This window comes from Limosilactobacillus difficilis (genome assembly GCF_947387495.1).
Taxonomy (GTDB): domain Bacteria; phylum Bacillota; class Bacilli; order Lactobacillales; family Lactobacillaceae; genus Limosilactobacillus; species Limosilactobacillus difficilis.
This window is the reverse complement of the sequence record NZ_CANDNU010000065.1, coordinates 1-5420: the sequence shown is the minus strand read 5'-3', so window position 1 is coordinate 5420 and position 5420 is coordinate 1. Positions and strand designations below refer to the sequence as shown.

Sequence of the window (5420 nt, the reverse complement as noted above, 5' to 3'; positions counted from 1 at the left end):
GTCCTTTTTTATTTAGCCAATTTAAGATAATAAAAACTGGCATCGGCTTTCACCAATACCAGTTAATATAGACCCTTCCTTTTTTATCTATGACGGCTGGTGGGCCAACGAAGTCAGACTCACAATGGCAATTACCACTACTGACGTCAAGAGGGCCACAAAAGTGTCCTTATCCAAGCAGAGGACAATGGCAACCAGTACGAAAAAGATCAGAACCAACCAGTTGCTGTAAGGCGCAAATGGCATTCCCTTCGCTTCCGGATGCTGTTGCCGAAATTTTATATCGGTCAAGATGATCAATCCCCAGATAAAGAGAAAAGATGTCGTTGCTACACTGGAAACCAGGGTAAAGACGCTACTTGGAATGAAGTAGTTTAAAAGCGAAGACAGGGCGATAATAACAGCGGACAATACGATTGCTCGTCCCGGTACCGCCCGTTTCGATAACGCACTGATCTTTTGAATAGCTGGTCGCCGGGATTGACTCGTCAGCTCAGCCAACATCCGCCCGGTCGTGTAAAGAGCGCTATTGCAAGCCGACGCTGCCGCCGTGATCACAACAAAATTAATCACACTGGCTGCACCAGGAATGCCGATCGCTCGAAAAACCATTACAAATGGACTAGCATTGGCCGGTAATTTGCTCCAAGGATAGATGCACATAATCACTAAAAGGGAGCAAATGTAAAAGAGCAAAACCCGGGTCGGGATAGCGTTAATCGCTTTAGGAATGATCTTCTTTGGATTTTCCGTTTCGGCGGCCGTCATGCCGATCATTTCAATCCCAGCAAAGGCAAAGACCACCATCTGGAAGGACAGGATAAAGCCCTTAAAGCCACGCGAGAAAAAGCCGCCGTAGTTGATCAAATTAGCCGGGGTTGCTTCATAACCGTTAGGCGTGTGGAAGCGAACCAGCATTAAGACGATCCCGACTGCGACCAGGAAGATAATAGCGACAATCTTAATCATCGCAAACCAAAACTCAACTTCACCAAAGGCCTTGACTGTGATTAAATTGATACATACCAGGATCAAAACAGTCAGCAATCCTGGAAACCACTGGGGACAGTGCGGCAACCACAACTGGATATACATCCCAATCGCGGTGATTTCTGCCATTGCGATCGCAACCCAGCACGCCCAATAAATCCAGCCGGCAACAAAGGCCGTTCGCTCGCCAAGATAATCGCGCATCGGTTCGATAAAAGTTCGGTAGTGCAAATTGGATAACAGGAGCTCTCCCATTGCCCGCATCAATAAGAAACAAATGATCCCCGTGATAAGGTATGATAAAACAATAGACGGACCTGCCACGTGAATTGTTCTACCAGCCCCTAAAAACAGACCCGTCCCAATCGTCCCACCAAGGGCAATCATTTGCACGTGTCGGCTTTTTAGATTGCGTTCCATCGTGGGTTCTTGCTGTTTGGACTGATTCATAAAATCATTTCACCCTTTTCAATATCATTCATTGAAGCTTGAAAGTCTATTGTACCATGGAGATAGGAGAAACAAATTGAAAGTTTGGGTACCCATCATCATTTACATCATTGTTCTAGCTTATTTCATCAGTCGGAGCCTTCGCCAGCCCCATCATGGTTGGCAATACTTTACCCTTATCAGCTGCTGGATTTACGCCTTCGCGATTGGCTGCCTTTGCTTTACCCCAGCCCACTATAACTGGGGTAGTGTTCATAAAATTTTCTTTTACTTTCACGGAGTTCCCTATAATATCATTCCGTTTCAAGCGTTGAGTATGGAGTTCGTTCTCAACATCGTGATGACCATTCCGGCCGGCTGCTATGCCTTTTTTTCGTCGCGACACCACTCTAAATTCTGGCCATTGCTGCTTGGGCTCGCTATCGGTTGCGGCATCGAAACGAGCCAATTTCTGATCAATTTAGTCTTCGGGGTAGAGCGGTTTGCTGACATCGACGATATCATTACAAACTTTCTGGGCGTTCAAGTCGGTTTTCTGCTGACTGCCCTATTCAACCGGACTGGCCTTCACCACTGGTTTGATGAATTAAAATTGTAAATCTGGTAGAATATGAAGGATAAAAAAAGCGAGGTGAAAACAATGATTTCAAATGAACAACGGGCTCATGATATCGCGCTCGCTCTAATGGCTAAAAACGTGAGTGGCAAGGATCCCGTCGCTGCCTATCAGCAGTACGTCAACTACCTGCTGCCAATTCTCAAACAAATCGATAAGGACTTTCCGCTGGGGATTCTCGAACACCCCGAAGGTGATCCTAAAAAGAAGCCAGCTGCTAAAAATGATCGTCAGGCTGACGACAATCCAAAAGATCAAGTCAAAGCTAGCAAAGATTCGTCAATAGATGAGCAATAATTCTAAGTCCTCAACTTAACCTCCCAGCAGGGATGGTTAAGTTTTTCTTTTACTCCAAATTGGGTCACTTGTTATATAATGAACAATAGTAAAGCGCTTTCATTATTCAAACAAAGGAGATTAAGATCATGAAATACTGTCCAGAATGTGGCACGAAACTGGTCATGAAGAGAAACGGGATTGACGGAATGGTTCCCTACTGCCCCCATTGCCAGCAATTCCGTTTCATCAAATTCTCCAGTGCCATTTCAGCCATTATTTTTAATCCGCAGCGTGACAAGGTCCTGCTGCTGCAGCAATATGGTAATCCGCACTACATCCTACTATCCGGCTACATTAATCCTGGTGAAAATGCTAAGGAGGCTCTCAAACGTGAGATCACCGAGGAAACCAAACTGCCGATTGCAAAGTACGAATACAATGACAACGCTTATTTTGCGGGTCATGACGTGCTAATTCATAACTACGCCGTTCTTGCCGACAGCGACAACGTTCAAGCCAACAATGAGATCGACAAGTACAACTGGATTCCTGTCAACCAAGTGATCGACACCATCATGCCCAACTCACTTGCCCAATCCTTTGCAAAGGAATGGTTTAATAAGAAACATCTTATTTAAAATTAAAAAAGAGATCGGGGAATAAATCCCCGATCTTTTGCTTTAACTGCCTTGATTAGTCAATGCTGATACTGTTGCCGTTCCCACCACTTACCTGTAGCTTTGGCAGATTAATAATCAAAACTCCGTCTTCATACTTAGCGTTAACCTTGTTCAAATCAACATCTGGCAGCCGGTACTGACGACTCATTTGGCCGTAGTTCCGTTCGCTATGTAAAATATTGCCTTCCTTGTCAGACTCGTCACTGAAGGTGTCACGCTGGCAGGAAACAGTTAAGATATTGTTTTGATACTCAATGTGGATATTCTTCTTTTGGAAGCCTGGCATATCAATCTTGACCCGGTATTCCTTGCCTGTTTCAGCAATGTCAGTCCGCATATACTTAACAGAATCGCCCATCAAGTCACCGTTCATCCAGTTGCGGATATTCATCATGTCATCAAAGAAATTGTTGCGACGTTCAAGTGCGTTAGCCATAACTGAAAACTTCCTTTCTTTCCTCTTTCTCGGTACACTTTTATCCTAACGCAAAAAGTCGAATCCGCAAGAGTAAATTAGCACTTGAAGGCCTAAAGTGCTAATGATCATTTTGACTATTATTGACAAAACTGTTATAAAGGCTGTCACAGCAGCCTTTAATTATAAAAAACTGCCCCAAAATTAAAATTGGTCAAATCGGCGATTTAAGGGAACATATGATTTTATCATCATTTAATTTTAATCGTCCAGCTCAACTGCAGACAAAAGTCGCTTATTATCTTGGCGCGCTGTCCGACGAGCTTGCCGCCGCTCTTGGTAGCCAGCCACCATTGCCTTTTCCTCATCAGTGGCTGGAACCACTTCATCATATGGAGCAGTCGCTTGTGGGTCATCAGTAACATAAGTCGCGAAGCAGGTAAAGCCAACGAAACGTTCCCCGGTTAAGATGTGCTCACCAATAATCTTGATAAATACTTCAGCCGAACGACGACCAACCCCCGTGACATATGCTGTTAAAAGCATCGCATCATCAATGGTAAAGGGAGCGATGAAGTTAAGATGATCGATACTTGCCGTCAAGACCTTGCTTCGGAAGAGACGAACAGCCGGCAATGAACCTTCCAGATCCACCATTGCCAAAATTCGACCCCCAAAAACCGTCCCGTGATCATTGATATCTTTCATCAAGAGCCGGTGCTGATGATGAACAGCCGTTTGCGCACACATAATCGAATTTGCCATATTTTCACCTTTTAAGACATAGATTTTCTCTCTTAAAATAATAATAACAAAAAAGAGATTAGTGAAAAACCACACAGTTTTCCACTAATCTCCGATCAATTTTTAATTATGCTCGCTGGCACTTATTTTAGTACCAACCGTGTGATTGCCAGAAGCTCTGGGCGTTGGACCAAGAACCGTAACGGCTGGCAACGTATTGGTCAGCAACCCGTTCCTGGTTAGCAGCTGAGTAGTCACCGTTCAGGTAGCTGGCTGATAATTGGTACTTACCGATGTATTGACCGTTCCGGGCAGTGTATGAACCACCAGATTCACGAGCGGCAATCCATGCCTTGGCAGCAGCATCATTGCCGCTTACGCTCGAACTGTATAACGCAGCAGCAGGAGTCGTTGCTGCCGTGTTGTTGTAAGAAGCATTTGCTGACGCCGTGGTAGCAGTGTTGTTGTTAGCACTAGCTGAAACAGCATTGTTGGTGTTTGCAGCTGGTGCGGCAGAAGCAGTGTTCTGCGTTTCAGTAGTTGAAGCTGCTTGGTTTTGAGTCGTAGTTTGGTTAGCAGCAGGCAGGCTTGCAATTTGACTAGCAGTAGCTGGTGCAATTTGCCCATCATCCATGATGACCAATTTTTCGCCAATGTGAATCAGATTCTTGTTGGCGATATTGTTCTTTTGAGCAATCTGGTCAACATTGTCCAGGTTGCCAAAGAACTTGTACGAAATCGCGGAAAGCGTGTCGCCGGCTTGCACGGTGTAAATCGTGTCAGCGTTAGCGCTCGTAACGGTTGCGGCAGTGCCTAATGCAACAGCACCAGCAATGGCTGCAGTCAGTTTGATAGCTTTCTTGGTAAATTTCATCAAAATATATATCATCCTTTGCTTTTTTGTTTTGCGATTCAACGGTTATAACTATAACGCTCTTAGGTTACGAGCGGGTTACTAAGAGATCTCACAACATGGTTATTTCGTAATCTTTTGTCATATTTTTGTATTATTTACGAAAGCTTGTTCGATAAAAAAGCTGGCAAGCGCGTCAATTCACCCTTTTAGCCCTGCCTAACTTTTTTTGCAAATGTCTCACAAAGCCGGCAAAGAAAGCTAAATTTCCGCGATTTTTTTCTCAAAACATTGGATTTTCCTATTTTTTGATCTCTTCCTAAATTTCAAGAATAAGTTAACCACTGGACTCAAATAAATAATACTGACCAATTGATTATTGGTTGATGGAGC

7 protein-coding genes are annotated in these 5420 nt (G+C 44.2%); 3 read left to right on the top strand and 4 right to left on the bottom strand.

The features are described from left to right. Positions 1–87: 87 nt before the first annotated feature. A complete protein-coding gene (locus tag QOR82_RS08680) occupies positions 88–1440 on the bottom strand; it encodes an amino acid permease (protein WP_283584353.1) in 1353 nt (450 codons plus the stop codon). Positions 1441–1516: 76 nt separating this feature from the next. On the opposite strand from QOR82_RS08680, the gene QOR82_RS08675 reads away from it, so the two are divergent. The 3 genes from QOR82_RS08675 to QOR82_RS08665 all read left to right on the top strand — a co-directional run bounded on the left by QOR82_RS08675 (position 1517) and on the right by QOR82_RS08665 (position 2973). Next, on the top strand, positions 1517–2038 hold the full coding sequence (locus tag QOR82_RS08675) for a VanZ family protein (RefSeq protein WP_283584352.1): 522 nt from the start codon (positions 1517–1519) through the stop codon (positions 2036–2038). Between the two features lie 42 nt (positions 2039–2080). After that, on the top strand, positions 2081–2353 hold the full coding sequence (locus QOR82_RS08670; RefSeq protein WP_283584351.1) for a hypothetical protein: 273 nt from the start codon (positions 2081–2083) through the stop codon (positions 2351–2353). A 128-nt stretch (positions 2354–2481) separates the two neighbouring features. After that, entirely contained in the window at positions 2482–2973 is a 492-nt protein-coding gene (locus tag QOR82_RS08665) for an NUDIX domain-containing protein (RefSeq protein WP_283584350.1), read from the top strand. Positions 2974–3028: 55 nt separating this feature from the next. Here QOR82_RS08665 and QOR82_RS08660 read toward each other — a convergent pair whose 3' ends face one another. From QOR82_RS08660 to apf, 3 genes are all read right to left on the bottom strand, one after another. After that, positions 3029–3451, bottom strand: a complete 423-nt coding sequence (locus QOR82_RS08660; RefSeq protein ID WP_283584349.1) for an Hsp20/alpha crystallin family protein — start codon at positions 3449–3451, stop codon at positions 3029–3031. 240 nt (positions 3452–3691) lie between these two features. Beyond that, positions 3692–4195: an acyl-CoA thioesterase gene (locus tag QOR82_RS08655; protein WP_283584348.1), complete on the bottom strand. Its 504-nt coding sequence runs from the start codon at positions 4193–4195 to the stop codon at positions 3692–3694. A gap of 127 nt (positions 4196–4322) precedes the next feature. After that, positions 4323–5048, bottom strand: a complete 726-nt coding sequence (gene apf, locus QOR82_RS08650; protein WP_283584347.1) for an aggregation-promoting factor — start codon at positions 5046–5048, stop codon at positions 4323–4325. Positions 5049–5420 lie beyond the last annotated feature (372 nt).

Bases quoted from the DNA above. Each gene is read 5' to 3' on its own strand.
- QOR82_RS08680 (WP_283584353.1), bottom strand. From the start codon at position 1,440: ATGAATCAGTCCAAACAGCAAGAACCCACGATGGAACGCAATCTAAAA.
- QOR82_RS08670 (WP_283584351.1), top strand. From the start codon at position 2,081: ATGATTTCAAATGAACAACGGGCTCATGATATCGCGCTCGCTCTAATG.
- QOR82_RS08665 (WP_283584350.1), top strand. From the start codon at position 2,482: ATGAAATACTGTCCAGAATGTGGCACGAAACTGGTCATGAAGAGAAAC.
- QOR82_RS08660 (WP_283584349.1), bottom strand. From the start codon at position 3,451: ATGGCTAACGCACTTGAACGTCGCAACAATTTCTTTGATGACATGATG.
- QOR82_RS08655 (WP_283584348.1), bottom strand. From the start codon at position 4,195: ATGGCAAATTCGATTATGTGTGCGCAAACGGCTGTTCATCATCAGCAC.
- apf (WP_283584347.1), bottom strand. From the start codon at position 5,048: ATGAAATTTACCAAGAAAGCTATCAAACTGACTGCAGCCATTGCTGGT.